This window comes from Pseudomonas sp. KH_050, from assembly GCF_057838875.1.
This window is the reverse complement of the sequence record NZ_CM174478.1, coordinates 6,449,539-6,475,104: the sequence shown is the minus strand read 5'-3', so window position 1 is coordinate 6,475,104 and position 25,566 is coordinate 6,449,539. Positions and strand designations below refer to the sequence as shown.

Genomic DNA, 25,566 nt, shown 5'->3' with positions numbered 1-25,566 from the left:
GATGCTGCGGATGATGTTGTCCGCATCGGTCAGCAGATTGATGCGTGTCGGGCGCCGGTGGCGCGAACTGTCGCCCCGTTGGCCGTTGCGCGCCCCGGATTGAGCACCACATCCTGTGATGACCCGCTTCGGGTGACCGTTGCAGGGCGCCTGACAGGAGTCTGGCTGGTGAATGCGCAAACGTCCTCTCGCAGCCCCTGCCAAAGTGTTTCCTGGTGCGTAAGTAGAAGCCGGCAGTGCCTCAGGCCTTTTGCTCGAACACCACATAAATCTTGCGGCAGGTCTCCAGTACTTCCCAGGTCCCTCTGAAGCCGGCGGGGATGACAAAACGGTCGCCCACGCGCAGGGTCTTGGCATTACCGTCGTAATCGCGCAATACCGAGACCCCCTGCACGATCTCGCAGTATTCATGCTCGGTATAGTTGACTGTCCACTGGCCTACGGCGCCTTCCCACACGCCCGCGTTCATCTGGCCGCAAGGGCTGTTGTAGTGGTTGTGGATGACTTGCTCGGGGTCGCCCTTGAGGACTTTTTCCTGGGCCGGGCGAAAGCGCTCCGCCTGGGTAGTGGCCTGGTTGAAGTCGACGATGTCCTGGATGCTCATTCTTTTTATCCCCCGTGATTGCAACGCGAGTGCCTGGAAGCCCAAAGTCTATGTTTATTAAAATGAACATCGCAAGGCCGATTGAAGGCCTTGTGTCAAATATATTGAAACTTGAGGTGCCGCTGGTTTAGGGTGATGGTTGCCTTGGGCCGAAGTGAAGGCTGGCCGGGCAGAATTCCTGAGGGTGCCTGCGTTGAAGCGTAGCGCCTGTATTCAATAAGAGGAGGACACTCGTATGACCACCCTGACTCGTGCCGACTGGGAACAACGCGCCCGCGATCTGAAGATCGAAGGCCGCGCTTACATCAATGGCGAATACACCCATTCAGTCTCCGGCGAGACGTTCGAGTGCATCAGCCCGGTTGATGGTCGCCTGCTGGGCAAGATCGCCAGCTGTGACGTCGCCGACGCCCAGCGTGCAGTTGAAAACGCCCGCACCACCTTCAATTCCGGTGCCTGGTCGCGACTGGCACCGAGCAAACGCAAATCCACGATGATTCGTTTCGCCGGCCTGCTGAAAAAGCACGCCGAAGAACTGGCACTGCTTGAAACCCTCGACATGGGCAAGCCGATCAGCGATTCCCTGGGCATCGACGTTCCGGGAGCAGCGCAAGCGCTGAGCTGGAGCGGCGAAGCTATCGACAAGATCTACGACGAAGTCGCTGCCACGCCGCACGATCAGCTGGGTCTGGTGACCCGCGAGCCAGTTGGTGTAGTGGCTGCCATCGTGCCCTGGAACTTCCCGTTGATGATGGCCTGCTGGAAACTCGGCCCGGCATTGTCCACCGGTAACTCGGTGATCCTAAAGCCGTCCGAAAAATCGCCGCTGACCGCCATCCGCATTGCCGCTCTGGCCGTTGAAGCCGGTATTCCGGCGGGTGTGCTGAACGTGCTGCCCGGTTACGGCCATACCGTCGGCAAGGCACTGGCCTTGCACATTGACGTCGACACGCTGGTATTCACCGGTTCGTCCAGGATCGCCAAGCAATTGCTGATCTACTCCGGCGAATCGAACATGAAGCGCGTCTGGCTTGAAGCCGGTGGCAAGAGCCCGAACATCGTGTTCGCCGATGCGCCGGACCTGCAAGCCGCCGCCGAAGCCGCGGCCGGTGCCATCGCCTTCAACCAGGGCGAAGTCTGCACCGCCGGTTCGCGTCTGCTGGTCGAGCGTTCGATCAAGGACCGCTTCCTGCCGCTGGTGATCGAAGCCCTCAAAGGCTGGAAACCCGGCAACCCGCTGGACCCGGCGACCAACGTCGGTGCGCTGGTGGATACCCAGCAGATGAACACCGTGCTGTCGTACATCGAGTCCGGTCATAGCGATGGCGCCAAACTGGTGGCGGGTGGCAAGCGCATCCTCGAGGAAACCGGTGGTACCTACGTTGAGCCGACGATCTTCGATGGCGTGAGCAATGCGATGAAGATCGCCCAGGAAGAAATCTTTGGTCCGGTGCTGTCGGTCATTGCCTTCGACACCGTGGAAGACGCCATTCAGATTGCCAACGACACGCCCTATGGCCTGGCCGCGGCGGTGTGGACTTCCAACATTTCCAAGGCTCACCTGACCGCCAAGGCATTGCGTGCCGGTAGCGTCTGGATCAACCAGTACGATGGCGGCGATATGACCGCGCCGTTTGGTGGCTTCAAGCAATCGGGCAATGGTCGTGACAAATCGCTGCACGCATTCGACAAGTACACCGAGCTGAAGGCGACCTGGATCAAGTTGTAACTCCCTGTGGGCGAGCTTGCTCCGGGCAGCGTTCCGACGATAGCGGTCTGACAGTCACATCAATGCTGAGTGTGATGTTCGCTGCGAGCAAGCCCCTCCCACATTAGATCCATCTCGCAGCCGGACTTTCCTCCAGGAAGGTCCGGCTGTGTTGTTTCAGTCATCGAATAAAAACCATCCACAGGAGCGTGGAAATGCGTTGGGCGACTTATTTCGCCGTATTGGCTTCTGTCCTGAGTGTCGGTCTGGCCCTGGGCGTCAGCATGCCGTTGGTGTCATTGCGCCTGGAAAGCTGGGGTTATGGTTCGTTCGCCATTGGCGTGATGGCGGCGATGCCGGCGCTGGGTGTTCTCCTCGGCGCCAAGATCTCGAACCGTCTGGCGGCGCATTTCGGTACCGCGGGCTTGATGCGCTTGTGCCTGTGGGGCGGGGCGGTATCGATCGGCCTGCTGGCGCTGTTGCCGAGCTACCCGGTCTGGCTGGTATTGCGCCTGATGATCGGGGTGATCCTGACCATCGTCTTCATTCTCGGCGAAAGCTGGATCAACCAGTTGGTGGTGGAACAATGGCGCGGCCGTTTGGTGGCGCTGTATGGCAGCAGCTATGCCTTGAGCCAACTGTCCGGGCCGTTGCTGCTGGGCGCTCTGGGAACCGAAGGTGATTATGGTTTTTGGGTCGGTGTCGGGCTGCTGGTAATCTCGCCTTTCCTGCTGCTGGGGCGTAGCGGGGCGCCGACCAGTGAGGCGCTCGGCGTAACTTTAGGTGATTTGTTGGGTTTTTGCCGAGGATTGCCGGCGATTGCCTGGGCGGTAGCGCTGTTCGCCGCGTTCGAAGCGATGATCCTCACCTTGCTACCGGTCTATTGCCTGCGCCAGGGCTTCACCACCGAAATTGCCCTGGCGATGGTCAGCACCGTGGTGGTCGGCGATGCGTTGTTGCAACTGCCGATTGGTGCGCTGGCCGATCGGCTCTCGCGCCGCACACTGTTTACCGGCTGTGCAGTGATCCTGATGCTGTCGAGCCTGGCGATTCCACTGCTGATCGACACCTTGCTGATCTGGCCGCTGTGGGTGCTGTTCGGGGCCAGTGCCGGCGGCTTGTTTACCCTGTCGTTGATTCTGATCGGCGAGCGTTATCGCGATGACGCACTGGTCCGCGCCAATGCCCACGTCGCGCAGCTGTGGGGTATCGGTTGCCTTGTCGGGCCGTTGGTGGCGGGGGCGGGCAGTCAGTGGATCAGTGGACATGCGCTGCCGTTGTTGATGGCGGCCGGGGCTTTCGGCCTGGTGATTCTGGTGTCGCGCCAGGGAGCTTTTGGTACGGTCGCCGAAGCGGTCTAAAGCATCCGCTCCAGGCCCACGGTGGTGCTGAACCAGGCATTGAAGCGCCGCCACCAGCTCCCCGGCTCCCGGCGCAGGGTATGCAGTTGCTGGTTGTCTTCAGTGACCCAGACTACCCGGCCATTCTCCAGCCTGGCCTGATAACTCAAAGTCGGAGCCATACCTTGCAGGGCCAGGTCGCGAACGTACCCGGCAAGTTCAGGGCTGTCGACCAGCACCCCGACTTCGGTGTTCCACAGCACAGAACGCGGGTCGAAATTGAATGAGCCGATGAAGGACTTTTGCCGGTCGAAGATGATCGCCTTGCTGTGCAAGCTGGAGTCGGATTCACCGTAAGAGCCACTGCGGAACATGTACGGTCCGTTACCATTGCCCTCCCCGGGTTGGCGCCGCAGTTCGAACAGTCGCACACCATGTTCCAGCAAGGCTTTGCGGTACGGTGTGTAACCGCCATGTACCGCCGGCACATCGGTGGCGTCCAGGGAGTTGGTCAGTAAGCTCACCGCGACCCCGGCGTCAGCGCGCCCGGTCAGGTACAGCAGGCCGGGCTGACCGGGAACGAAATAGGCCGAGATCATGATCAGTTCTTTGTTGACGCCCTCGAGTTCCGGCGCCAGTTGAGTGGTAAGCAGCAACTGCGGATCGGGTTCGCCATCGGCCAGCACCTTGCTCGGGGCATCCCACAGTGCCTGGCTCCACGCCCAGATCAATTCTTTACGCCAGATGTCCATGCGCGGCTGGGTCCGAAAGGTCATCAGTTGCTGATACAGCGCATGGTTCTGTTGCCGGGTTTCGTTCAGGGACTGCTCCAGCTTTGCCCGGGTGTCAGCCAGATCCTTGGCTGTTGGTTTGGTGGCCAGAAAATTGTCGATCGGTTTGCTCAGGGCACTGTTCCAGTATTGATCGAAACTGTGCCCAAGCTGCTCGGCCACCGGCCCCATGCCAAGCAGGTCAATGTCAGTGAAGTTCAAGTCCGGCTCGGCATCGAAATATTCGTCGCCCAGATTGCGCCCGCCGACGATGGCCGCGCTGTTATCCGCCAGCCACAGCTTGTTGTGCATGCGCCGATGTTGCAGCGACAGGTTGAACAGCCGGCCCGCGGTTCGGGTCACAGCGGTACTGCGGCCCAGGTGCAGCGGGTTGAACACGCGAATCTGGATGCGTGGGTGGGCGGCGAGCGTAGCCATGACCTGATCCTGACCTGCACTGGCCATGTCATCGAGCAGTATGCGCACGCGGACGCCGCGATCGGCAGCCTTGAGCAACTCTTCCACCAACATCCGCGTGCTGATGCCGTCATGGACGATGTAGTACTGCAAGTCGAGGCTGCTTTGTGCGTTGCGAATCAGTTCGGCGCGGGCCGTGAGGGCTTCGCCACTGTCGGACAACAGGCGAAAACCGGACTGCCCCTCGTAAGGCGCCGCCTGGGCCTTGATCGAGCGGCCAAACGCCGAATCCGTTGCAGGCAAGGCTTGACTGGGCTCGCGTGGAGCGTTGAACGTGGCGCAACTGCCCAGAATCAGGCTGACCAGCATAAGCAGGGGCAGAGCCCGTCTGAATCTCATGTCGGATCGTCCTGATTGGCGGCTGTCTGCATATGGACGCTGGTTTGCGGATAAAGGTCAGTCGATGGCAGCCTCGGTTTCGGCCAGCAGTTTGATCGCCGCGGCGCCGACCTTGCGCACTGCCTCTTCAATCTGTGCCGTTGGTTTGGCAGCGTAGTTCATCCGCAGACAATTGCGGTATTTGCCGGAAGCCGAAAAGATACTGCCGACGGCGATCTGTACGCCTTGATCGAGCAGAACACGATTCAGTTTCAAGGTATCGAAGCCGTCCGGCAGTTCCACCCACAGCATGAAGCTGCCTTGCGGGCGGCTGGCGCGGGTGCCGGTGGGGAAGTAATGGCTGACCCAGTCGATCATCAAGTCGCGGTTACGCTGGTACTGGCCGCGCATGCGCCGTAAGTGCGGCTCGAAATGCCCGGCCTTGAGGAACTCGGCGATGGCGATCTGCGGCTGCGGCGCGGTGGAGCCGGTGCTGATGTATTTCATGTGCAGCACCCGCTCCAGATAACGCCCTGGTGCTACCCAGCCGATGCGCAGGCCCGGCGCCAAGGTTTTCGAGAACGAACTGCAGAGCAGGACCCGACCGTCTTCGTCGAAGGATTTGATGGTCCGAGGTCTTGGGTAGGTGTAGGCCAGTTCGCCATACACATCGTCCTCGATAATCGCCACGTCGAAGCGCTGCGCCAGGGTCAACAAGGCCCGTTTGCGCGATTCCGGCATGATGTAGCCCAGCGGGTTGTTGCAGTTGGGGGTCAACTGTATGGCCTTGATCGGCCACTGTTCCAAGGCCAGTTCCAGGGCATCGAGGCTGATCCCGGTCAGCGGATCGGTGGGGATTTCCAGAGCCTTCATGCCCAGCCCCTTGAGGGTTTGCATGGCGCCGTGAAAGCTCGGCGAGTCCACGGCGACGATATCGCCTGGTTCGCAGGTGGCCCGAATGCTGGTGGACAGCGCTTCATGGCAACCGGTGGTGACCACCAGGTCGTTGGCGCTCAACTGACAGCCGGAATCGAGCAGCAGGCGGGCAATTTGTTCGCGCAGTTCGAGGGTGCCGTAGATGTTGTCGTAATACAGGCCTGGCATGTCTTGCCGACGGCTGATTCGGGCCAGGCCGCGCAGCAGGGGTTTGAGGGTGGGTGTGGTGATGTCCGGCATGCCGCGACCCAGTTGGACCACGTCTTTGCGCGGGACCGCCCGGATTAATTCGAGCACCTGATCCCACTGGGATATTTCCACCGGTCGTTGGGCGGGGCGCCCGACTGCGGGCAGCGCCGGCAGCTCGCGCCCGACCGGGACGAAGTAGCCGGATTTCGGCTTCGGCGTCGCCAGGCCGCTGTCCTCCAGCATTCGATAGGCCTGCTGCACGGTGCTCAGGCTGACCCCGTGTTCGACGCTCAAGGCCCGCACCGAAGGTAACCGGTCGCCGGGGCGGTAGAAGCCCTGTTCGATACGCGTGCCGAGCAGCTCGGCGAGATTGACGTAAAGGGTCATGGCGGGGCCTCGGTGGAGAGTGATTCAGATAACCAGTACAGATGAAGCAAAAATACAGGATTCAGTGCCGGGATCGAAAATTCTGTATGGAGATAATACATCCATTTTGAATCTGTAATGGTTTTGGGTGCCCGCGCATGATGTCTGCTCATGGCAACCCAAGTAAACAGGAGCGACAGAAATGAACGGCTTGAGCGATGTGCGGCTCGCGTTACACAGTCAGGAACTGGCGGCAGGGCAGGAAAATCGGTCACATGCGGCGACGGCCCGTCATGCGCCGTCCGGCCTGGGGTGCTGGGGCTTGCTGTGGCATCGCCTGCACACGCGCAAGGCCTTGCTCGAGCTGACGACCGAGCAACTGCGCGATATCGGCTTGAGCCGTGAGCAGGCGCGGGAGGAGGGGTTGAAACCGTTTTGGCGGATTTAGGAGGTAAAGCACATTCCTGTGTAGCAGCTGGCGAAGCCTGCGTTCGGCTGCGCAGCAGTCGTAATCCGGTTTCCCCAATCTACCTTCAATATCGTGGCGTCAGGTTTCACGACCGCTGCGCGGCCGAACGCAGCCTGTCGGCAGCTGCTACACGGGAAATGTGATCCGCCAACCCACTCAGACCAGCTCTTTAAGCCGATGCCACAACATCCCCAACGCCAGCAACGGCGAGCGCAAATGTTTGCCGCCAGGAAAAGTGATGTGCGGCACCTTGGCGAACAGATCGAAACCGCCGCTCTGCTGGCCGCTGATGGCTTCGGCCAGCAGCTTGCCGGCCAGGTGCGTGGTATTCAGGCCATGACCTGAGTAGGCCTGGGCGTAATACACGTTGGGATGGTCCTTGAGGCGACCGATCTGCGGTAAGCGATTGGCGCCGATACCGATCATGCCGCCCCATTGATAGTCGATTTTCACTTCGGCCAGTTGCGGGAATACTTCGAGCATTTTCGGCCGCATGTAAGCGCCGATGTCCTGTGGATCGCGCCCGGAATAGTGGCAGGCTCCGCCAAACAGCAAGCGCCGGTCCGCCGAGAGGCGGTAGTAATCCAGTGCTACCCGTTGATCGCAGACCGCCATGTTCTGTGGCAACAAGGAATGGGCCAGGGCTTCGCTCAAGGGTTCGGTGGCGATGATGTAGCTGCCGGCGGGCAACACCTTGCCGCTGAGTTCCGGGTTGAGTTCGTTGAGGTAGGCGTTGCAGCCCAGCACCAGGGTCTTGGCACGGACCGAACCCTGAGCGGTGTGAACGCGAACTTCAGGGCCGTAATCGATGCGGGTCACCGCCGATTGTTCGAACAGCTTCACACCGAGTTGCTGCGCGGCGGCGGCTTCGCCCAGCGCGAGGTTCAATGGATGCAGGTGCCCCGAACCCATATCGATCAACCCACCGACGTAACGGTCGGAGCCGACCACGCTGTGCATCTCATCGGCCTGCAGCAGGCGGGTTGCGTGGCGATAACCGAGGCTGCGCAGCACTTCGGCCTCTTCGGCGAATCCTTCAAGATCGCGGGGCTTGTTAGCCAGGTCGCAGTAACCCCAGGTCAGGTCGCAGGGGATCTGAAAACGTTCGACTCGCTGGCGGACGATCTCCACCGCTTCCAGCCCCATCAGCTTCATCTGGCGTACGCCATCGGTGCCGAGCACATTGGCAAACTGATCGAGGCCATGGCCGACTCCGCGGATCAACTGCCCGCCGTTGCGCCCGCTGGCGCCCCAGCCAATCTTGCGTGCTTCCAGCAGCACCACGCCGAGGCCGCGTTCGGCCAGTTCGAGCGCCGTGTTCAGCCCGGAGAAACCGCCACCGACCACGCATACGTCGGCCACCAACTCGCCACTGAGCACCGGATGATCGGGCTGTGGCAGGCTGCTGGCGGCGTAGTACGAGGCGGTGTGCTGGTTGCTCGGGACAGGTTGCTGAGCACGGGCGTTCATGTGCGTAATCCTGATTATTGCGTTTGAAAAACTTTACGGAGCATAAGCCGGACCTTTCAGTCTCGGCAACACTGGTCGGCTGGCGCTGTCTGGAACGTGGCTTTTAAGGCAAAATTCCGGTCCATCCACTTTCCGGTATTCGCCTCGATGAGCTGCAACAGCCAGAAAATCCGTTTGCTCCGGCAGCAGATTCCCTCATTCGAGTGCGTACCTGGCTGCCATGACTGCTGTGGTCCGGTGACCACTTCGCCTGAAGAAATGTCCCGCTTGCCACGCAAGACTGCTGCCGAGCAAGAGGCGGCGATGGATGAGTTGGACTGCGTCCACCTGGGCCCGAACGGCTGTACGGTGTACGACGAGCGGCCGCTGATCTGTCGCCTGTTCGGTACCACGCCGACCTTGCCGTGCCCCAATGGCCGACGCCCGGTGGAGATGATTCATCCGCGGGTCGAAAAGCAGATTCATGAGTACATGGCCAGCACGCGGCAAGTGTTGGTTTAAGCGTTTGCCCCGAAAAGATCGCAGCCTATCGGCAGCTCCTACGGGCGTTCACAACGCCGTGGTGCTGCCCAAGGTTGCGATCTTTTGATCTTCAATCCGGAATCGGCAGATTCAGGCTCTCCTTCACCTCTTCCATCACGATATAGCTCTTGGACTCTCGCACATGGGGCAGTTTGAGCAGGATGTCGCCCAATAGCTTGCGGTACGAGGCCATCTCGGAAATCCGCGCCTTGACCAGATAATCGAAGTCCCCTGACACCAGATGGCACTCCAGCACATGGGGCAGTTTCAGCACGGCGCGTCGGAATTCTTCGAAGGTGTCGCCGGACTTGTAGTCGAGGCTGATCTCGACGAACACCAGCAAGCTGCCCTTGAGGTGTTGCGGATTGAGCCGGGCGTTGTAGCCCATGATGATCCCTTCGCGCTCCAGACGTCGCACCCGTTCAGTACAAGGGGTGGTCGACAGGCCGACCTTTTCCCCCAGCTCAGTGAAGGATATGCGCCCGTCCGCCTGCAGGATGCGCAGGATGTTTCGGTCGATCTTGTCCAGCTCACGTTTGGTTTGGGTGTTGGTACGCATAGGGGATGCGCCTCCGTGAAAAGCGTTTTTACCGAGAATTCTCGCCAAATATAGGCACTTATATAGTGAAAAGCACTGGCTAATGTTTTTTACACTGCGCGCATCAATGCTCGAAACAACAAACGTCAGCGGTAAGCCGCGATGAGGGATATGAAAATGCGCGTTCTGGTCTTGGGTAGCGGCGTCATCGGTACCGCCAGTGCTTACTACCTGGCTCGGGCCGGGTTCGAAGTGGTTGTGGTTGATCGTCAACCGGCCGCTGCCATGGAAACCAGTTTTGCCAACGCCGGGCAGGTCTCCCCAGGCTATGCCTCACCGTGGGCCGCGCCGGGTGTGCCGCTCAAGGCCATCAAGTGGCTGTTGCAGCGCCACGCGCCGCTGGCGATCAAGGCTACCGCCGATATCGACCAATATCTGTGGATGGCGCAGATGCTGCGCAACTGTACCGCCAGTCGTTATGCCGTGAACAAAGAGCGCATGGTCCGTCTGTCCGAGTACAGCCGCGACTGCCTCGACGAATTGCGTGCCGAAACCGGCATTGCCTACGAAGGCCGCAGCCTGGGAACTACCCAGTTGTTCCGCACTCAAGCGCAACTCGACGGCGCGGCAAAAGACATCGCGGTACTCAAAGAGTCCGGCGTACCTTTCGAGCTGCTCGACCGCGCTGGTATTGCCCGCGTCGAACCGGCGCTGGGCAGCGTCACCGATATTCTCGCCGGTGCCTTGCGCCTGCCGAACGACCAGACCGGCGACTGCCAGATGTTCACTACCCGCCTGGCCGAAATGGCCGTGAAGCTGGGTGTGGAATTCCGCTTCGGTCAGGATATTCAGCGTCTCGACTATGCGGGTGAGCGCGTCAATGGTGTGTGGATCGACGGCAAGCTGGAAACCGCTGACCGCTACGTGATGGCACTCGGAAGCTACTCGCCGCAGTTGCTCAAGCCGCTGGGTATCAAGGCGCCGGTGTATCCGCTCAAGGGCTATTCGTTGACCGTGCCGATCACCAATCCGGCAATGGCCCCGACGTCGACTATTCTCGATGAGACCTTCAAGGTCGCCATCACCCGTTTCGACAACCGCATTCGTGTCGGTGGCATGGCCGAGATTGCCGGTTTTGACCTGTCGCTCAATCCGCGTCGGCGTGAAACCCTGGAGATGATCGTCAACGACCTTTATCCTCAGGGCGGTGACCTGTCCCAAGCCAGTTTCTGGACCGGCCTGCGCCCGACCACCCCGGACGGTACACCGATTGTCGGTGCCACACCGTTCCGCAATCTGTTCTTGAACACCGGCCACGGTACTCTCGGCTGGACCATGGCCTGCGGTTCTGGTCGCTTGCTGGCTGACCTGATGGCGAAGAAATCGCCACAGATCAGCGCCGAAGGCCTCGATATTTCTCGTTACGGTAATAATCCCAAGGAGTCAGCTAAACATGTCAATCCAGCGCCAGCTCACCAATGAGCGCATGAGCCAGATCGTTGTTAATAACGGTACCGTGTATCTGGCAGGGCAAGTCGGCGACGATATGAACGCCGGGATTGAACAGCAGACCCGTGAAACCCTCGCCAACATCGAGCGCTTGCTGGATCTGGCGGGTACCGACAAGAGCCGTTTGTTGTCGGTGACGATCTACATGAAAGACATTGATGCTGATTTTGTCGGCATGAACAGCGTGTGGGACAAGTGGCTGCCAAAAGGTGTGGCACCTGCGCGCGCAACCGTAGAGTCGAAACTCTGCGAGCCGGAAATCCTGGTCGAGCTGTCGGTTGTGGCTGCTCTGCCTTAAGCAAGAAAGATCCCTCTCCCGGTGCTGTTGGCGGTTCACGTCGTCAGCCAGCACCGGTTTTTTTTCCTCATGACCGCCTAGAAGTCTGCCGCCATGCGTCCAGCCCGTGCCCTGATCGATCTTCAAGCCCTGCGTCACAACTATCAATTGGCCCGCGAAGTGTCGGGAGGAGCCAAGGCTCTTGCCGTGATCAAGGCCGATGCCTATGGCCATGGCGCGGTGCGCTGCGCCCAGGCCCTGGAAGCTGAGGCGGACGGTTTTGCCGTCGCCTGTATCGAAGAAGCGCTGGAGCTGCGCGCCGCCGGCATTCGTGCGCCGGTGCTGCTGCTTGAAGGCTTTTTCGAAGCCGATGAGCTGGGATTGATCGTCGAGCATGATTTCTGGTGTGTAGTGCATTCGTTATGGCAACTCGAGGCGATCGAGAAAGCCGCACTGGCGAAACCGTTGACCATCTGGCTCAAACTCGACTCGGGCATGCACCGCGTCGGTTTGCATCCGGCGGATTATCAGGCGGCCTATCAACGCCTGCTGGCCAGCGGCAAAGTGGCGAAGATCGTCTTGATGAGTCACTTCGCCCGCGCCGATGAACTCCATTGCACCCGCAGTGCCGAGCAAGTCGCGGTGTTCGAGGCGGCTCGTCAGGGCTTGTCGGCTCAGGTCAGCCTGCGCAACTCGCCGGCCGTTCTCGGCTGGCCGAACATTCCCAGTGATTGGGTGCGCCCCGGAATCATGCTTTACGGTTCGACCCCGTTCGAAGAAGCCAATGCGCTGGCCGCGCGGCTGCAGCCGGTGATGACCCTGGAATCGAAAGTGATCTGCGTACGTGAACTGCCGGCCGGCGAACCGGTGGGCTACGGCGCGAAATTCATCACCCAGAAACCGATGCGCATCGGCGTGGTTGCCATGGGCTATGCCGATGGCTATCCGCGCCACGCACCGACTGGCACGCCAGTGTTGGTTGCGGGTCAACGCAGTCAGCTGCTCGGGCGGGTATCGATGGACATGCTGTGCATCGATCTGACCGATGTACCGCAGGCGGGCCTTGGTTCCACGGTCGAATTGTGGGGAAAAAACATCCTCGCCAGCGACGTGGCGATGGCCGCCGAGACCATTCCTTATCAGATTTTCTGCAACCTGCGCCGAGTGCCACTGGTCTATTGCGGGAGCTGACGGCTAGCGGAGAGTACCGAAAGTCGCCTCGCCGAACAGGATTCAGCCCGAAGTGTTGTAAATACTGAACGCTGTCGCCATGATAACGCTCAATATCCATACAACCTGAATCCTGGGAGGCTAATGCATTGGACGTCGGTGAACGACTGCAATCCATCCGTAAACTGAAAGGTCTTTCCCAGCGTGAACTCGCCAAGCGTGCGGGCGTCACCAATAGCACCATTTCGATGATCGAGAAAAATAGCGTCAGCCCCTCGATCAGTTCGCTGAGGAAGGTTCTTGGCGGTATCCCCATGTCCATGGTGGAGTTCTTTTCTGAAGAAATCCTCCAGGAAAAGCCGACTCAGATCGTCTACAAAGCCCACGAGCTGATCGATATTTCCGATGGTGCAGTGACCATGAAGCTGGTCGGCAGGGCACATCCGAGCCGGGCGATCGCGTTTCTCAACGAAATTTACCCGCCAGGCGCCGATACTGGTGGCGAAATGCTCACCCATGAGGGTGAGGAGACCGGGATTCTCCTGGAAGGGCGACTGGAACTGGTGGTCGGGCTTGAGACCTTCGTGCTCGAAGCCGGTGACAGTTACTACTTTGAAAGCACCAAGCCGCACCGTTTCCGTAATCCGTTCGACGCGCCAGCGCGACTAATCAGCGCAGCTACACCAGCGAATTTCTGACAGAAGAGGCGTCCAGCAAGGTTTGCGGAGGCGCCCTGGTTACTTTCCGGCCACTACTAATACCCCTTCGACTTTAGGGTTGTTTCAGTGTGGCCGGCTAACCGTTATACTTGCGCCCGCCTGCGAACCGTGGCCGTGGGCGTGACTAGCCACCATTGAGGGTGTACGCGTGAACCTAATTATGAAAATGCTGGCTGCACCAGCAACCGTATTGGCCCTTTGGGCAGTCAGCGCTCAAGCTGCGACTACAGACGAAATTGCCAAACGTCTTGAGCCAGTCGGCCAGGTCTGTGTGCAAGGTCAGGAATGCAAGGGGATGGAAGTTGCTGCTTCGGCTGGCGGCGGCGGTGCAAAAACTCCGAAAGACGTGATTGCCAAGCATTGCAATGCTTGCCATGGCACCGGCCTGTTGGGCGCGCCGAAAATCGGTGACAAAGCCGCCTGGAAAGAACGTGCCGACCACCAGGGTGGTCTCGACGGTATCCTCGCCAAAGCCATTACCGGCGTGAACGCGATGCCGCCAAAAGGCACCTGCGCAGATTGCTCGGATGACGACTTGAAAGCCGCTATCAAGGAGATGTCTGGCTTGTAACAAGCTCGATCCTCTGGAAAAAGCCGCTTACGAGCGGCTTTTTTGTGCCCGGGATTTGGTCCTGAGACTGTTCTTTGCAGGCAAGACCCGGCAAGCTCGGGCTAACCTCAATTCAAGGAAGTTCAGGGAGAGTCAGATGGTGCAGTCCTGTTCAATCGAGCATGCCGTCGATGACGTGCTCGCGCGTTTGCCGGCGCATATCCATATGGGCTTGCCACTCGGGTTGGGCAAACCCAATGCTTTTGTTAATGCGCTATACCAGCGTATTGCGCAGTTGCCCGAGCGGCGGCTGACGATCTACACCGCCTTGACTCTCGGCCGCCCAGCACTCGGCGATGGCTTGCAACGGCGCTTTCTCGAACCTTTTATCGAGCGGGTATTCGGCGATTATCCCGAGTTGGACTTCCTCGCCGATCTGCATCGCAATAGCCTGCCAGCCAATATCCGGGTCGAACAGTTTTTCCTGCAGCCAGGCAGTCTGCTCAACAGTGCAGCCGCTCAGCAGGACTACGTCAGCAGTAACTACAGTCATGCCGCCCGGGACATCAACGCTGCTGGCTTGAACCTGGTCGCGCAGCTGGTCGCGCGTGATCCATTGCAGGTCGATCGTCTGAGTTTGAGCTGTAACCCGGACATCACCCTCGACTTGCTGCCGATGATTGCCAAGCGCCGCGCAGCGGGAGAGACCATTCTGCTGCTCGGCCAGGTTCACCACGACCTGCCCTATATGCCGGGCCATGCAGAAATCGGCAGTGACGCCTTCGATCTGCTGATCGATGAGGAGGACCGCACCACGCTGTTTTCCACGCCGAATATGCCGGTGGGCCTGCAGGACCATTTCATCGGTCTGCATGCCAGCACGCTGGTGCGCGATGGCGGCACCTTGCAGATCGGCATCGGTTCCATGGGCGATGCGCTGACCGCCGCACTGCTGGCGCGGCAGGCGGATAACGAGGGTTATCGTGCGCTGCTGGCGGATATCGATCTCACTCAATGGCAGCGCCTGATCGAACGTGAAGGTGGCGTCGAACCCTTCGCTGAAGGGCTTTACGGTTGCAGCGAAATGTTCGTCAACGGGTTGCTGGTTCTGGCCGACGCTGGAATCGTGCGGCGCAAGGTTTATGCGGATGTCGCTCTGCAAGAGCAGGCGAACGCCGGAACGCTGGATGAGGCGACGCAGTCTGGGGGCATTTCGGTGCATGGCGGGTTCTTCCTCGGCCCGCGCAGCTTCTATCAGCGCTTGCGCGAGCTGCCGTTGAACAAACTGGCCGAGTTCAACATGACGGCCATCAGCTACATCAATGAACTGTACGGCAACGAGCAGCTCAAGCGTTTGCAGCGGCGCGATGCGCGTTTCATCAACAGTGCCTTTACCATGACTCTGCTGGGGGCCGGGGTGGCGGATCAACTGGAGGATGGGCGGGTACTCAGCGGTGTCGGCGGGCAATACAACTTTGTCGTTCAGGGTCATGCGCTGGAGGGCGCGCGTTCGATACTGATTTTGCGCAGTTGGCGAGAGGCGGGTGGCGAGGTCAGTTCGAATATTGTTTGGGAATATGGGCACTGCACCATTCCGCGGCATCTGCGTGACATCGTAGTGACCGAGTACGGTATCGCCGACCTGCGTGGCAAAACCGATGCGGCGGTGATCGAAGCGCTGCTCAACATCAGCGACTCACGCTTCCAGCAGGGTCTGATCGAGCTGGCACAGACAGTCGGCAAATTGCCCAAGGACTTCCGTCTCGATCCCCGTTTTGCCGACAACCGCCCACAGCGTTTGCAGGATATTCAGGCACGGCATCCGCAGCTGTTTCCGGAGTATCCGTTGGGGAGTGATTTCAGCCCGCAAGAGCGGGACTTACTGCGGGCGTTGAACTGGCTGAAGAGCAAGTTCAAGCTCACCGAGATTCTTGAGCTGGGCAAGGCGACGCTCGATGCGCCGGAGCCATCGCAATACCCGGCTCATCTTGAGCGGATGCAGCTGACGAAACCTGAAGGGCTGCGCGAGGACCTGTATCAGCGATTGCTGCTGGCGGGGCTGAAGGCGACGGTGGTTTGAGAGTTCCGTCTTCAGTGTCGGGAATATCGCCAAGATCGCAGCCTGCGATCTTTTAGCGGTTCTGGAGAGTGCCGAAAATCAAGATCAAAAGATCGCAGCCTGCGGCAGCTCCTACCCGGGGGATTGGGTGAATCCGTGAATTCGGGGTGCGTGCGGTCGAGGAATGGCGTTAACCGGAGAGTGCGGGTGTCCCCGGTCGGCGTAGGAGCTGGCGCAGCCTGCGATCTTTTAGCGGTTCTGGAGAGTGCCGAAAATCAAGATCAAAAGATCGCAGCCTGCGGCAGCTCCTACCGGGGGGATTGGGTGAATCCGTGAATTCGGGGTGCGTGCGGTCGAGGAATGGCGTTAACCGGAGAGTGCGGGTGTCCCCGGTCGGCGTAGGAGCTGGCGCAGCCTGCGATCTTTTGGCGGTTCTGGAGAGTGCCGAAAATCAAGATCAAAAGATCGCAGCCTGCGGCAGCTCCTACCGGGGGATTGGGTGAATCCGTGAAATCCGGGGTGCGTGCGGTCGAGGAATGGCGTTAACCGGAGAGTGCGGGTGTCCCCGGTCGGCGTAGGAGCTGGCGCAGCCTGCGATCTTTTAGCGGTTCTGGAGAGTGCCGAAAATCAAGATCAAAAGATCGCAGCCTGCGATCTTTTGGCGGCTACAGCCATTACTCGATAAAGGTCACGACACCACCGGCCAGGGATTTCACCCGGGCCAGGGATTCGACGCGATAGCCTTGGGAGTCCAGCTCCGCGCGGCCGCCCTGGAATGACTTTTCGATGACGATACCCAGGCCCGCCACAGTGGCGCCAGCTTGTTTGATGATCGAGATCAGCGCCTGCGAAGCTTTGCCGTTGGCCAGGAAATCATCGATGATCAGCACCCGGTCGCTGCTGGTCAGGTGCCGTGGGGAGATCGCCACAGTGCTTTCGGTCTGCTTGGTGAACGAGTACACGGTCGCCGACAGCAGGTTTTCAGTCAGGGTCAGGGACTGATGCTTGCGGGCAAAAATCACCGGCACGCCGAGGTTCAGGCCAGTCATGATCGCCGGCGCAATGCCCGAGGCTTCGATGGTGACGATCTTGGTGATGCCCGAATCGGCGAACAGCGTGGCGAATTCGTCGCCGATCAGCTTCATCAGCTGCGGGTCGATCTGGTGGTTCAGAAAGGCGTCGACTTTCAGGACCTGATCGGAAAGCACGATGCCTTCTTCGCGAATTTTCTTGTGCAGTGCTTCCACGGAATTTCCTCTTTTTTTGCGCCTAAGCTCTGATAAAAAGTGTTCGGTTAAAAAGTAGTCAATTCTAGCGCTTTAACATTGCGCGTATATCCGCCAATGCGGTGTTACCGCGAACGGCTTTGACTTCGGTCGGGATATCGTCGGTGCCTTCCCAGGCCAGGTCGTCCGGCGGCAGTTCATCGAGGAAGCGGCTGGGCGCGCAGTCGATGATCTCACCGTATTGCTTGCGCTTGGCAGCGAAGGTGAAGGCCAGGGTCTGACGGGCGCGGGTAATGCCGACGTAGGCCAGGCGGCGTTCTTCTTCGATGGTGTCGGCTTCGATGCTGGAGCGGTGGGGGAGAATTTCCTCCTCCATGCCCATGATGAACACGTAGGGAAATTCCAGACCCTTGGAGGCGTGCAAGGTCATCATCTGTACACCTTCGGCGCCGTCTTCCTCTTCCTGCTGACGTTCGAGCATGTCACGCAAGACCAGCTTGCCGATGGCGTCTTCGATGGTCATCTCGCCATCTTCGTCTTTTTCCAGGGTGTTCTTCAGCGCCTCGATCAGGAACCAGACGTTGCCCATGCGATAGTCCGCGGCTTTGTCGCTCGAACTGTTGGTGCGCAGCCAGTTCTCGTAATCGATGTCCATGACCATGCTGCGCAGGGCGGAAATCGGGTCTTCGCCCGCACACTGTTCACGTACGCGGTCCATGAAGCGCTTGAAGCGCGCCAGACGATCCGTGAAGCGGCTGTCCAGATGCTCGCCGAGGCCGATTTCTTCGGTGGCGGCATACATCGAGATTTTGCGCCCGGTGGCGTAGTTGCCCAGCTTTTCCAGGGTAGTCGAACCGATTTCCCTGCGTGGGACGTTGATCACCCGCAGGAAGGCGTTGTCGTCGTCCGGATTGACCAGCAGACGGAAGTAGGCCATCAGGTCCTTGACTTCCTGACGTCCGAAAAAGCTGTTGCCGCCGGACAGGCGATAGGGAATCTGGTGGTGCTGCAGCTTCAGCTCGATCAGCTTGGCCTGATAGTTACCGCGATAAAGGATCGCGAAATCACTGTACGGCCGATCGGTGCGCAGGTGCAGGGTAAGCAGTTCCACGGCCACGCGTTCGGCTTCGGCATCTTCGTTGCGGCAGCGGATTACGCGAATCTCGTCGCCGTGCCCCATCTCGCTCCACAGCTGTTTTTCGAACTCGTGGGGATTGTTCGAGATCAGTACGTTGGCGCAACGCAGGATACGGCTGGTGGAGCGGTAATTCTGTTCGAGCATCACTACTTTCAGGGACGGATAGTCGTCCTTGAGCAGCATCAGGTTTTCCGGACGGGCGCCGCGCCAGGCGTAGATCGACTGGTCGTCGTCGCCCACCACGGTGAACTGGTTGCGTTTGCCGATCAGCAGTTTCACCAGCAGATACTGGCTGGCGTTGGTGTCCTGGTATTCGTCCACCAGCAGGTAGCGAACCTTGTTCTGCCACTTGTCGAGGATGTCGTCGTGTTCCTGGAACAGCTTTACCGGGAGCAGGATCAGGTCGTCGAAGTCCACCGCGTTGAACGCCTTGAGCGTGCGCTGGTAGTGGGTGTAGACGATGGCGGCGGTCTGTTCCTTGGGATTACGCGCGTTTTCCAGGGCTTCGGGCGGCAGGATCAGGTCGTTTTTCCACGAGCCGATCATGTTCTTGATCTCGTCGACGCCGTCGTCGCCCGCGTATTCCTTCTGCATGATGTCGGTCATCAGGGCTTTGACGTCGGTCTCGTCGAAAATCGAGAAACCTGGCTTGTAGCCCAGCCGCGTATGCTCCTTGCGGATGATGTTCAGCCCCAGATTGTGGAACGTACACACAGTCAGGCCACGGCCTTCGCCGCCCTTGAGCAACGTGCCGACCCGCTCCTTCATCTCGCGTGCGGCCTTGTTGGTAAAGGTCATGGCGACGATGTACTGCGCGCGGATGCCGCAGCTCTGGATCAGATGGGCGATTTTGCGGGTGATCACGCTGGTCTTGCCGGAGCCAGCGCCGGCGAGCACCAAAAGAGGGCCGCCGACGTAGTTCACGGCTTCTTGCTGCCGGGGATTGAGTCGGGACATGACGAAATTGGGTGTCGCTTGCGAAATGGGCGGGCATTTTAACAGGCTGGAAAGATTCTGCTGCCTCTGTGCGACTTGTGACGTAGCACTCGATCTAAATTTGCCGGTTTTGTTACTTTCCCGCAGGATGCGCGCTGAAGTTGCGTCTAATGTTCGTGTTTGAGCGGTACAAAAACGTGTTTGATAATCAATTGCATTGGTCATTGTTTATCTGCGCGGCATAATGCCCGCCGCCAACATCTATTGCAGAGTCTAGGGAGCTAGCTTGTCTACGCCTGTCGAACCCTTGCGTTTGCTGCTGCTGGCCGAAGAGCCGGCGTGGGCAGCGTTGTTGCGCGAGTGTCTGGCTCCGATGGGGAGCTCGGCTGTGCTGATCAGTGCGCCGACCTGGGAGTCGGTGAGTCATTTGTTCGATGACGACCGCAGCGCGGTGTTATTGACGATTCCAGCCCTGCAACCCGCTCCGGGTCGCTGCAGTTTGCCCACGGTATTGCTGCTCGAGCACGAACCGCTTGCTGCGCCGGACGGTGTCAGCGACTGGCTGGTCCGCGACGTCCTGGATTTCGCGACCTTGCGCCGTTGCTTGCGCCACGTTCGCGAACGGGGTGTGCTGGAAAACACCCTGCAACGCCTGGCCGAACAGGATCCACTGACCGGCATCGCCAATCGTCAGGGTTTTCAGACCTTGCTGGCGGCCCGCCTGGCTGAGAATGAAGGCCGGGGTTTGGCCTTGGGCCACCTGGACCTCGACAACTTCCGCCACGCCAACGACGCTCTCGGGCACCAGGCTGGCGACCGGCTGATCCTGCAGGTGGTCGCGCGGCTCAAAAGCCAGCTGGAGGCCGGCGATCAGTTGGCGCGCCTGGGCAGCGATGAGTTTGCCTTGCTGATCGACACCCGCCGGGCACCGCAGCGTGCCGAGTGGATGGCTGAGCGGATTACCGAAGCGATGTCCGAACCTTACTGGGTCGATGGCGAGAGCTTGTTGATTGGCTGCAGTCTGGGTGTCGCCCACGCACGCGCTCAGGCCGGTGCCGATCCGTTGATGTGGCATGCGCATATCGCCATGCAACAGGCCAAGAGCACTCAGGGCTGCACCTTCCACATCTTCAATGAACGCATCAATCGCAACGCCCGCAGCCTTGCAGACCTGGAAAGCGAGCTGCGCCGGGCCTTGCGTCGCGACGAGCTGGAACTGCACTACCAGCCGCGGCTGAACCTGGAAGACGGGCAGATTGTCGGCCTCGAAGCATTGGTGCGCTGGCGCCATGGCGAGCGCGGGCTGTTGCCGCCGAGCGAGTTCGTGCCGATGGCCGAGCAGAGCGGCTTGATCGTGCCGCTCGGCTACTGGGTGATTTCCCGCGCCCTGCGCGATATGCAGGCTTTGCGTGAACGCGGTCTGCCGCCGTTGCACATGGCGGTCAACCTGTCGTTCCGACAGTTTCAGGACAGTCAGTTGCTCTCGACCTTGAGCCGATTGATTGCCGAGCGAGGCGTCGAGGCGCAGTGGCTGGAGTTCGAACTGACGGAAACCGCGGTGATGCGTCGCAGTGATCTGGTCAAGCAGACCATGGACGCGCTGGGTCGTTTGGGCGTGCGTTTCTCGCTGGATGATTTCGGCACCGGTTTCTCCTCGTTCGTCCACCTCAATAGCCTGCCGATCGCGCTGCTGAAGATCGACAAAAGCTTTGTCGGTGGCATGGAGCAGCGCGAAGAGAATCGCAAGCTGGTGCACGCGATGATCAACCTGGCCCACAACCTCAACCTCGAAGTGGTGGCCGAAGGCGTCGAAACGCCGGAGCAACTGGCGTTGCTGCGCGGATTTGGCTGCGATCAGGCGCAGGGTTACTTGATCAGCAAGCCGCTGCCGTTGGCGGAACTGGTGGAATACCTGACCTTCGGCACCAGCCAGCACACGGTGACCCAAGCATAAAGATCGCAGCCTGCGTAGGAGCTGCCGCAGGCTGCGATCTTTTAAGGCTTCACCACCTACCTAATCCGGCTGAGCCGTCCGAAACTGCAGCTGCTGCCCTGGCGGCTCGCTTTTGATCATCCGCTTCATCCGCCATTCAAACGCCAGCGTCAGGCTCACTGCCGCGCAGGCCAGGCCCAGCGCCAGCCCCCACCAGACGCCAGTCGGGCCCCAGTCGAGGGTAAAGGCCATCAGCCATGCGGCAGGTGCGCCGATCAACCAATAGCAGCCCAGCCCTACCAGAAAGGTGGTCTTGGCATCCTTGAGCCCGCGAATCGCGCCCATGGCGATGGTTTGCGTGCCGTCGAACAACTCGAACCAGGCCGCCACCGCCAACAGGCTCACAGCCAGATTGATCACCTCGCGAAAGGCCGGGTCATTGTGGTCGAGGAACAGCCCGACCAGCTGGTTCGGCAACAGCCAGAAGACCATGGCGAAACCGAGCATCGCGGCCCCGCCGAAGGCAATTCCGACCCGACCGGCCAGGCGCGCATCGAGCAGTTGTCCGGCACCGTAGTGTTGACCAATACGCATGGTGATTGCGTAGGAAATACCCGCTGGAACCATGAACGCCACCGAGACGATCTGCAGGGCAATCTGATGCGCCCCCAATTGCGTGCTGCCCATGGTGCCCATGCACAGCGCGGCGAAGGCAAACAGGCCGACCTCTACCGCATAGGTACCACCGATCGGCAGGCCCAGGCGCCACAGCTCGCGCAGGTAGTGGCGGTTAGGCCGCGACAGGCCCTGACGCAGCGGATAAGCGTCGTAGGCCGGATGCCGGCGGATATGCCAGGCCAGCGCCAGGGCCATGCAGTTGGCAACGATCGCGGTGACCAGACCGATCCCGATCAACCCCATCTTCGGCAGCCCGAACATGCCGGTGATCAACGCATAGTTGAGCAGGAAGTTGGCCACGGTGCCGCCAAGGCTGATGACCATCACCGGAGTCGCGCGGCCAATGGCGCTGGTGAACCCGCGCAAGGCCATGAAACTCAGGTAGCCGGGCAGGGCGAACGGCAGGATCAGCAGGAACTGGCCGGCCGCGTGAACGTTGCTTTCGGTCTGGCCGAACAGCAGCAGCACCGGCTTGAGGTTCCACAGCAGCAACCCGGCCGCCAGCGCCATCAACCAGGCCAGCCAGAGTCCGGCCTGGGTCAGGCGGGCGGCGCCTTCGATATCGCCAGCGCCCTGGCGAATGGCAACCAGGGTGCCCACCGCGGCAATCACACCAATGCAGAAGATCGACACGAACGAATAGCTGGCCGCGCCCAAACCGCCACCGGCGAGGGCTTCCGGGCTGAGTTTGGCCATCATCAAGGTGTCGGTGAGCACCATCAGCATGTGGGCCAACTGCGAGGCGATCAGCGGCCCGGCCAGCCGCAGGATGGCCCAGAGTTCGATACGTGCTGGATGCTGCATGATCATCAGGCTCGATTATTCAGAGGGGCTTGGAAGGGTTGATTCTCGGCGCTCGCAGCGGTTCGCACAAAGGGATAAAAACGATTGGTCACATGATTAAAACTCATGCTTGAGAGTTTCTGGTAGGGTTTTCACATTGCGCTATAGGAGCTTTCCTTATGTCCCGTCGTCTTCCTCCTCTTTACGCCTTGCGCGCTTTTGAAGCGGCGTCGCGGCATAGCTCCTTCACCCGTGCGGCCGAGGAACTGTCGATCACCCAGAGTGCGGTCAGCCGGCACATTCGCACCCTGGAAGATCACTTCGCCTGCCGCCTGTTTCAACGCAGTGGCCGCAATCTGCAATTGACCGAAGCCGCGCGTCTGCTGCTACCCGGCATCCGGGAAGGCTTCTCGGCACTGGAGCGTGCCTGCAATACCTTGCGCGCCGAGGATGACATCCTGCGCATGAAGGCTCCTTCGACCTTGACCATGCGCTGGCTGCTAGCGCGCCTCAGCCGTTTCCGGCATTTGCAGCCGGGAAACGAGGTGCAACTGACCAGCGCCTGGATGGACATCGATTCGGTCGATTTCAACCAGGAACCGTTCGACTGCGCGGTGCTGCTCAGCAATGGGCATTTCCCGCCGGATTGGGAGGCCAGCTACCTGTTTCCCGAACTGTTGATCCCGGTGGGCGCGCCGAACCTGTTGAGCGATCAGCCATGGGACGCCGCACGGCTGGCCAGCGCCGAACTGCTGCACCCGACACCGGATCGTCGTGACTGGCGCAACTGGCTGGAGCGCATGGGCCTGTCCGCGCAGGTGTCGCTCAAGGGCGGGCAGGTCTTCGATACCCTGGAGCTGGGCATGATCGCCGCCGCCCGAGGTTACGGGGTGTCCATGGGCGACCTGCTGATGGTCGCCGAAGACGTCGCCCAAGGGCGCTTGAGCCTGCCGTGGCCGACGGCGGTGGCCAGTGGCGAGAACTATTACCTGGTCTGGCCGAAAACCCGCCCCGGCGGTGAACGCCTGCGCCGGCTCAGCGATTTTCTCCAGAGCGAAGTCCAGGCGATGGTATTGCCTGCCGTCGAGCGGTTGAGCTGAAACGATGACGCTCTGGTAATTACGGAGTGTATCAACCCGGTGGGAGCGGGTTTGCCCCAATGCCAGCCAGTTAAGCACTGGATACCCCAAAAAGATCGCAGCCTGCGGCAGCTCCTACAAGTTTTGCGCACACCCGTTATACAAGGGTGAATTGGCTCGGCGTAGGAGCTGCCGCAGGCAAAGCAACTCAAATCCCCGGAAATGACTGCGGTCGCAGAACTGTTGCCAAGGGTTCGCTTGGCGAAAAAATGATTACAAGCGCGGCTCACTGACTCGTCGGCCGATACTGCAACGCCTCAGCCAGATGTTCCCGGCTGATCATGTCGACCTGCTCAAGGTCCGCCAATGTGCGCGCCACCTTGAGCAGCCTATGGGCGGCCCGCAACGACAGGGTCAAACGCTCGCAAGCTGACTCCAGCCAGTTCTCGTCGGCTGTGGATAACTGACAATGCTTGCGCAGTCCCGGCAGGTCGAGGAAGGCATTCGCGCAGCCCTGCCGCCGTTGCTGCCGTTCGCGGGCGTTGGCGACCAGTAAGGCGGCGCTGGCGGTGTCATCCCCGGGTTGGGGCGTGGGGTTGAGCGCAGTGGTTTCGCGGGCGACGGTCAGGTGCAGGTCGATGCTGTCCAGCAGCGGGCCGGAGAGTTTGTTGCGGTAGCGCTGGATCTGCTCTGGCGTGCAACGACAACGGCCGTTGGGGTCGCCGAGGTAGCCGCAAGGGCAGGGGTTCATCGCCGCAACCAATTGGAAACGCGCCGGAAAACTGACTCGATCACGGGCCCGGGAAATTACGATATGGCCGGACTCCAGTGGCTCTCTTAAAACCTCCAGCACCTTGCGTTCAAACTCCGGCAATTCATCGAGAAACAGCACGCCATGGTGGGCGAGGGTGATTTCCCCCGGCTGTGGTTTCGAGCCACCGCCCACCAGTGCCGGGCCGGAGGCCGAATGATGGGGTTGGCGAAACGGTCTATGGGGCCAGTGGCTCAAGGGCACATGGCTAGCGACCGATTGAATCGCTGCAACCTCCAGCGCTTCGTTTTCGTCCAGCGGCGGAAGCAAGCCGGGCAAACGACTGGCCAGAAGCGTTTTACCCGTGCCCGGCGGGCCGCTGAACAGCAGGTTGTGAGCGCCCGCTGCGGCGATCAGCAAGGCTCGTTTGGCGGCCAGCTGGCCCTGGACTTCACTCAAGTCGGGATAAGGTTTGTTCGCCAGCAGCAAGCCGTTGGAAACAAAAGGTTCGATAGGCGTGTGGCCATTGAAGTGTGCGACTGCCTGCAGCAAGTGGTCGACCGCGATGACCTTCAACCCCGAAGCGAGGCAGGCTTCTTCGGCATTGGCGCGCGGTACCACCAGCGTTCGTCCGGCTTTACGTGCGGCCAGGGCCGCCGGCAGTACGCCGCGTACCGCTCGGACGGCGCCAGACAACGCCAGCTCCCCAAGGCACTCCACATCGTCCAGGGTCAAGGTCGGAACCTGCACGCTGGCCGCGAGAATCCCCAGGGCAATCGCCAGGTCAAAGCGCCCGCCGTCCTTTGGCAGATCGGCAGGGGCGAGATTCAAGGTGATGCGACGTGCCGGATACTGGAGGCCTGAATTGAGTATCGCGCTGCGCACCCGGTCTTTGCTTTCCTTGACGGCCGCTTCTGGCAAACCCACCAGCGTCAGGGATGGCAAGCCGTTGGCCATATGAACCTCAACGGTAACGGCAGGCGCTTCCACGCCGATTTGGGCGCGGCTGTGGACGATGGCCAGAGACATAGATCATTCCTAGAGGGGCGAG

At 60.2% G+C, this 25,566-nt stretch carries 21 protein-coding genes; 12 read left to right on the top strand and 9 right to left on the bottom strand.

What is annotated here, in order from left to right; genetic code table 11:
* Positions 1-241 precede the first annotated feature (241 nt).
* Entirely contained in the window at positions 242-604 is a 363-nt protein-coding gene (locus tag AC3IUA_RS29835; RefSeq protein ID WP_489358361.1) for a cupin domain-containing protein, read from the bottom strand.
* A 235-nt stretch (positions 605-839) separates the two neighbouring features.
* Here AC3IUA_RS29835 and AC3IUA_RS29830 point away from each other — a divergent pair, with 235 nt between their 5' ends.
* Together AC3IUA_RS29830 and AC3IUA_RS29825 are read left to right on the top strand one after the other, a co-directional pair.
* On the top strand, positions 840-2,333 hold the full coding sequence (locus tag AC3IUA_RS29830; protein WP_489358360.1) for an aldehyde dehydrogenase: 1,494 nt from the start codon (positions 840-842) through the stop codon (positions 2,331-2,333).
* A 194-nt stretch (positions 2,334-2,527) separates the two neighbouring features.
* A complete protein-coding gene (locus tag AC3IUA_RS29825; protein WP_489358359.1) occupies positions 2,528-3,673 on the top strand; it encodes an MFS transporter in 1,146 nt (381 codons plus the stop codon).
* On the opposite strand, the gene AC3IUA_RS29820 is transcribed toward AC3IUA_RS29825, so the two are convergent.
* On the bottom strand, positions 3,670-5,238 hold the full coding sequence (locus tag AC3IUA_RS29820) for a phospholipase D family protein (RefSeq protein ID WP_489358358.1): 1,569 nt from the start codon (positions 5,236-5,238) through the stop codon (positions 3,670-3,672). The two genes, AC3IUA_RS29825 and AC3IUA_RS29820, sit on opposite strands and share 4 nt — an antisense overlap.
* Before the next feature lie 57 nt (positions 5,239-5,295).
* On the bottom strand, positions 5,296-6,729 hold the full coding sequence (locus AC3IUA_RS29815; protein ID WP_489358357.1) for an aminotransferase-like domain-containing protein: 1,434 nt from the start codon (positions 6,727-6,729) through the stop codon (positions 5,296-5,298).
* A gap of 181 nt (positions 6,730-6,910) precedes the next feature.
* Here AC3IUA_RS29815 and AC3IUA_RS29810 point away from each other — a divergent pair, with 181 nt between their 5' ends.
* Positions 6,911-7,156 (top strand): DUF1127 domain-containing protein, encoded by a 246-nt coding sequence (locus AC3IUA_RS29810; protein ID WP_489358356.1) that lies wholly within the window; start codon positions 6,911-6,913, stop codon positions 7,154-7,156.
* A gap of 177 nt (positions 7,157-7,333) precedes the next feature.
* On the opposite strand, the gene AC3IUA_RS29805 is transcribed toward AC3IUA_RS29810, so the two are convergent.
* Positions 7,334-8,647 carry an NAD(P)/FAD-dependent oxidoreductase gene (locus AC3IUA_RS29805; protein WP_489358355.1) on the bottom strand — a complete coding sequence of 438 codons (1,314 nt, stop codon included), beginning with the start codon at positions 8,645-8,647 and terminating at the stop codon, positions 7,334-7,336.
* A gap of 147 nt (positions 8,648-8,794) precedes the next feature.
* Here AC3IUA_RS29805 and AC3IUA_RS29800 point away from each other — a divergent pair, with 147 nt between their 5' ends.
* Entirely contained in the window at positions 8,795-9,148 is a 354-nt protein-coding gene (locus tag AC3IUA_RS29800) for a YkgJ family cysteine cluster protein (RefSeq protein WP_489358353.1), read from the top strand.
* Positions 9,149-9,239: 91 nt separating this feature from the next.
* Here AC3IUA_RS29800 and AC3IUA_RS29795 read toward each other — a convergent pair whose 3' ends face one another.
* Positions 9,240-9,728, bottom strand: a complete 489-nt coding sequence (locus AC3IUA_RS29795; RefSeq protein ID WP_003206849.1) for an Lrp/AsnC ligand binding domain-containing protein — start codon at positions 9,726-9,728, stop codon at positions 9,240-9,242.
* A gap of 156 nt (positions 9,729-9,884) precedes the next feature.
* Between AC3IUA_RS29795 and dadA the strand changes: the two genes are divergently transcribed.
* The 6 genes from dadA (at position 9,885) to AC3IUA_RS29765 (ending at position 16,012) form a co-directional block, all read left to right on the top strand.
* Entirely contained in the window at positions 9,885-11,189 is a 1,305-nt protein-coding gene (dadA, locus tag AC3IUA_RS29790) for a D-amino acid dehydrogenase (protein ID WP_489358352.1), read from the top strand.
* The gene (locus AC3IUA_RS29785; protein ID WP_489358351.1) at positions 11,161-11,514 is read left to right on the top strand and encodes a RidA family protein; all 354 of its coding nucleotides are present in this window, start codon (positions 11,161-11,163) and stop codon (positions 11,512-11,514) included. The genes dadA and AC3IUA_RS29785 overlap by 29 nt, the downstream gene beginning before the upstream one ends.
* 93 nt (positions 11,515-11,607) lie before the next feature.
* On the top strand, positions 11,608-12,684 hold the full coding sequence (alr, locus tag AC3IUA_RS29780) for an alanine racemase (protein ID WP_489358350.1): 1,077 nt from the start codon (positions 11,608-11,610) through the stop codon (positions 12,682-12,684).
* Positions 12,685-12,812: 128 nt separating this feature from the next.
* Positions 12,813-13,361 carry a cupin domain-containing protein gene (locus AC3IUA_RS29775; protein ID WP_150640739.1) on the top strand — a complete coding sequence of 183 codons (549 nt, stop codon included), beginning with the start codon at positions 12,813-12,815 and terminating at the stop codon, positions 13,359-13,361.
* Positions 13,362-13,542: 181 nt separating this feature from the next.
* Positions 13,543-13,953: a c-type cytochrome gene (locus AC3IUA_RS29770; RefSeq protein WP_489362521.1), complete on the top strand. Its 411-nt coding sequence runs from the start codon at positions 13,543-13,545 to the stop codon at positions 13,951-13,953.
* Between the two features lie 136 nt (positions 13,954-14,089).
* Positions 14,090-16,012, top strand: a complete 1,923-nt coding sequence (locus AC3IUA_RS29765) for an acetyl-CoA hydrolase/transferase C-terminal domain-containing protein (RefSeq protein WP_489358349.1) — start codon at positions 14,090-14,092, stop codon at positions 16,010-16,012.
* Positions 16,013-16,665: 653 nt separating this feature from the next.
* Here AC3IUA_RS29765 and AC3IUA_RS29760 read toward each other — a convergent pair.
* Positions 16,666-17,238, bottom strand: coding sequence for a xanthine phosphoribosyltransferase (locus tag AC3IUA_RS29760; protein ID WP_489358348.1), 573 nt, complete (start codon positions 17,236-17,238; stop codon positions 16,666-16,668).
* A 64-nt stretch (positions 17,239-17,302) separates the two neighbouring features.
* A complete protein-coding gene (rep, locus tag AC3IUA_RS29755) occupies positions 17,303-19,312 on the bottom strand; it encodes a DNA helicase Rep (RefSeq protein WP_489358347.1) in 2,010 nt (669 codons plus the stop codon).
* Positions 19,313-19,577: 265 nt separating this feature from the next.
* Here rep and AC3IUA_RS29750 point away from each other — a divergent pair, with 265 nt between their 5' ends.
* On the top strand, positions 19,578-21,245 hold the full coding sequence (locus AC3IUA_RS29750) for a putative bifunctional diguanylate cyclase/phosphodiesterase (RefSeq protein ID WP_489358346.1): 1,668 nt from the start codon (positions 19,578-19,580) through the stop codon (positions 21,243-21,245).
* Positions 21,246-21,305: 60 nt separating this feature from the next.
* On the opposite strand, the gene AC3IUA_RS29745 is transcribed toward AC3IUA_RS29750, so the two are convergent.
* A complete protein-coding gene (locus AC3IUA_RS29745) occupies positions 21,306-22,706 on the bottom strand; it encodes a NorM family multidrug efflux MATE transporter (RefSeq protein WP_489358345.1) in 1,401 nt (466 codons plus the stop codon).
* Between the two features lie 158 nt (positions 22,707-22,864).
* On the opposite strand from AC3IUA_RS29745, the gene AC3IUA_RS29740 reads away from it, so the two are divergent.
* Positions 22,865-23,785 carry a LysR substrate-binding domain-containing protein gene (locus AC3IUA_RS29740; protein WP_489358344.1) on the top strand — a complete coding sequence of 307 codons (921 nt, stop codon included), beginning with the start codon at positions 22,865-22,867 and terminating at the stop codon, positions 23,783-23,785.
* Positions 23,786-24,050: 265 nt separating this feature from the next.
* On the opposite strand, the gene AC3IUA_RS29735 is transcribed toward AC3IUA_RS29740, so the two are convergent.
* Entirely contained in the window at positions 24,051-25,544 is a 1,494-nt protein-coding gene (locus AC3IUA_RS29735) for a YifB family Mg chelatase-like AAA ATPase (RefSeq protein WP_489358343.1), read from the bottom strand.
* Positions 25,545-25,566 lie beyond the last annotated feature (22 nt).

Excerpts from the sequence above, each read along its gene's own strand:
- AC3IUA_RS29835 (WP_489358361.1), bottom strand. The coding sequence starts at position 604 with ATGAGCATCCAGGACATCGTCGACTTCAACCAGGCCACTACCCAGGCG.
- AC3IUA_RS29830 (WP_489358360.1), top strand. The coding sequence starts at position 840 with ATGACCACCCTGACTCGTGCCGACTGGGAACAACGCGCCCGCGATCTG.
- AC3IUA_RS29825 (WP_489358359.1), top strand. The coding sequence starts at position 2,528 with ATGCGTTGGGCGACTTATTTCGCCGTATTGGCTTCTGTCCTGAGTGTC.
- AC3IUA_RS29820 (WP_489358358.1), bottom strand. The coding sequence starts at position 5,238 with ATGAGATTCAGACGGGCTCTGCCCCTGCTTATGCTGGTCAGCCTGATT.
- AC3IUA_RS29815 (WP_489358357.1), bottom strand. The coding sequence starts at position 6,729 with ATGACCCTTTACGTCAATCTCGCCGAGCTGCTCGGCACGCGTATCGAA.
- AC3IUA_RS29810 (WP_489358356.1), top strand. The coding sequence starts at position 6,911 with ATGAACGGCTTGAGCGATGTGCGGCTCGCGTTACACAGTCAGGAACTG.
- AC3IUA_RS29805 (WP_489358355.1), bottom strand. The coding sequence starts at position 8,647 with ATGAACGCCCGTGCTCAGCAACCTGTCCCGAGCAACCAGCACACCGCC.
- AC3IUA_RS29800 (WP_489358353.1), top strand. The coding sequence starts at position 8,795 with ATGAGCTGCAACAGCCAGAAAATCCGTTTGCTCCGGCAGCAGATTCCC.
- AC3IUA_RS29795 (WP_003206849.1), bottom strand. The coding sequence starts at position 9,728 with ATGCGTACCAACACCCAAACCAAACGTGAGCTGGACAAGATCGACCGA.
- dadA (WP_489358352.1), top strand. The coding sequence starts at position 9,885 with ATGCGCGTTCTGGTCTTGGGTAGCGGCGTCATCGGTACCGCCAGTGCT.
- AC3IUA_RS29785 (WP_489358351.1), top strand. The coding sequence starts at position 11,161 with ATGTCAATCCAGCGCCAGCTCACCAATGAGCGCATGAGCCAGATCGTT.
- alr (WP_489358350.1), top strand. The coding sequence starts at position 11,608 with ATGCGTCCAGCCCGTGCCCTGATCGATCTTCAAGCCCTGCGTCACAAC.
- AC3IUA_RS29770 (WP_489362521.1), top strand. The coding sequence starts at position 13,543 with ATGAAAATGCTGGCTGCACCAGCAACCGTATTGGCCCTTTGGGCAGTC.
- AC3IUA_RS29765 (WP_489358349.1), top strand. The coding sequence starts at position 14,090 with ATGGTGCAGTCCTGTTCAATCGAGCATGCCGTCGATGACGTGCTCGCG.
- rep (WP_489358347.1), bottom strand. The coding sequence starts at position 19,312 with ATGTCCCGACTCAATCCCCGGCAGCAAGAAGCCGTGAACTACGTCGGC.
- AC3IUA_RS29745 (WP_489358345.1), bottom strand. The coding sequence starts at position 22,706 with ATGCAGCATCCAGCACGTATCGAACTCTGGGCCATCCTGCGGCTGGCC.
- AC3IUA_RS29740 (WP_489358344.1), top strand. The coding sequence starts at position 22,865 with ATGTCCCGTCGTCTTCCTCCTCTTTACGCCTTGCGCGCTTTTGAAGCG.
- AC3IUA_RS29735 (WP_489358343.1), bottom strand. The coding sequence starts at position 25,544 with ATGTCTCTGGCCATCGTCCACAGCCGCGCCCAAATCGGCGTGGAAGCG.